The sequence below is a fragment of the Microbacterium sp. Bi128 genome (assembly GCF_918698205.1).
In genome coordinates, this window is the sequence record NZ_CAKKMM010001069.1 from 1 (window position 1) to 1,778 (window position 1,778).

The 1,778-nt window shown below is 69.7% G+C and carries 2 protein-coding genes and 1 pseudogene; 1 reads left to right on the plus strand and 2 read right to left on the minus strand.

Going from position 1 to position 1,778, the window contains the following annotated elements:
- Positions 1 to 329: pseudogene (locus tag LQV45_RS29815) on the plus strand (LLM class flavin-dependent oxidoreductase); the annotation flags it as partial.
- A 205-nt stretch (positions 330 to 534) separates the two neighbouring features.
- On the opposite strand, the gene LQV45_RS29820 reads toward LQV45_RS29815, so the two are convergent.
- Positions 535 to 1,371, minus strand: coding sequence for an ABC transporter permease (locus tag LQV45_RS29820; protein WP_230010762.1), 837 nt, complete (start codon positions 1,369 to 1,371; stop codon positions 535 to 537).
- Positions 1,368 to 1,778, minus strand: a 411-nt coding sequence (locus LQV45_RS35730) for a DUF4162 domain-containing protein (RefSeq protein WP_290370355.1), incomplete at its 5' end; no start/stop codon positions are given. The genes LQV45_RS29820 and LQV45_RS35730, both read right to left, overlap by 4 nt.

Genomic DNA, 1,778 nt, shown 5'->3' on the forward strand with positions numbered 1-1,778 from the left:
GGAAGGAGGCGGGGCGCGAGCGGGAGCCGCGCGTCTCGGTCAGCCGCAGCATCTTCGCGCTGACGGACGAGCGCGACTGGCAATACTTCGCCCGCGACCGCCACAGCTCCGACCAGGTGGGCAACATCGACGAGAAAACGCGCGCGGTCTTTGGCCGCTCCTACGCCGGTGCCCCGGACGAGCTGGCCGCGAAGCTGGCCGAGGACGAGGCGATCGCCGCGGCAGACACCCTGCTCCTCACGGTCCCGAACCAGCTCGGTGTCGACTACAACGCCCACGTCATCGAGTCGATCCTGAAGTATGTGGCGCCGCAGCTCGGCTGGCGCTGACCTCTCGTGACAGATTTCCCGGGCACCGCGCCGTCGACACTTGCGGGATCCAGCCTTGCAACGCCAGTGCGACGGCGACGACGCCGGTCCGGCCGGCACTCACCCGCGGGGCAGCCTTGACGCCGAACGCCACCTCGGCTGAAGCACAGGACGGGCGGCCGCGATGCGCTCGCGACCGCCCGCAGAAACCGGGTGCACCCTGGGCTCAGCGCACCGACTTGCGCTCGTAGATCGCCATCGACCAGGCGTACCCGGCAACCACAATCACGACGCACCACCCGATTGCCAGCACCGGGCTCCAGCCGAGCGGGGTACCGAGCAGCAGCCCGCGGATGGCCTCGATGAACGGCGTGAACGGCTGGTACTGCGCGAACCACTGCAGCCATTCCGGCATCGACTCGGTCGGCACAAAGCCGCTGCTGAGGAAGGGCAGGAAGGTCAGCACGAGGGGCAGGTTGCTGGCGGTCTCGGCCGACTTCGCCTGCATGCCCATGGCCACCCCGAGCCAGCTGATCGCGTACGCGATGAGCACGATCAGACCTGCGGCGGAGATCCATTCGACAAACCCGGCGGTCGGGCGGAAGCCAATCAGGAGGCCGACGCCGAGCACAAGCACGACGGCGATAATCGCCTGGATGGTATTGCCAAGCACGTGCCCGGCGAGCACCGCGGCCCGCGAGATCGCCCTCGTCCGGAACCGCGCGGTGATGCCCTCGGTCAGGTCCATCGACACGGTCGTCGCGATGCCGCCCGCGCTGCCGGCGATGGTCAACAGCAAGATGCCTGGCATGACGTAGGCGACATACGCCTCGCGCCCGCCGGCCGGATCCGCGCCGGGCAGGCCGGCCCCGAGCGTGCCGCCGAACACGAACACGAAAAACAGCAGCAGGACTACCGGCCCCACGATGGTGAACACCGACAGGCCCGGATAGCGCAGCATGTGCAGCAGGTTGCGGCGCAGCATCGTCACCGAGTCGGCAATGACGTGCGCTTGCTGGCGGGTGCCCTGGGCCGTCCGGCGCTTGGCGGCGATGGTGGTCATGATTCGGTTCCCTTCGTCTCGACCCGGCCGGTGAGCGCGAAAAACACGTCATCGAGGTCCGGGGTGTGGATGCTGAGGTCGTCGACCTCCAGGTTGGCCGTGTCGAGGCGGTCCAGCACGGTGCGCAGCGCGCCGACACCGCCGTCGCTCGGCACCGTGAGCGAGAGCCCGGCGTCGTCGCGGGCGCACTCGCCGAGCAGGCGGGAGGCGGCGTCGAGCCGCCCGGCGTCAGCGAACCGGAGCCGGATATGTCCGCCGGGCACCAGGCGCTTGAGCTCGTCCGGCGTCCCCTCGGCGACGAGCCGGCCGCCGTCGAGCACCGCAATGCGGTCCGCGAGTTCGTCCGCCTCGTCCAGGTACTGGGTGGTGAGCAGCACGGTGGTGCCGTCCGCGACCAGGCTGCGGAC

Bases quoted from the DNA above. Each gene is read 5' to 3' on its own strand.
- LQV45_RS29820 (WP_230010762.1), bottom strand. From the start codon at position 1,371: ATGACCACCATCGCCGCCAAGCGCCGGACGGCCCAGGGCACCCGCCAG.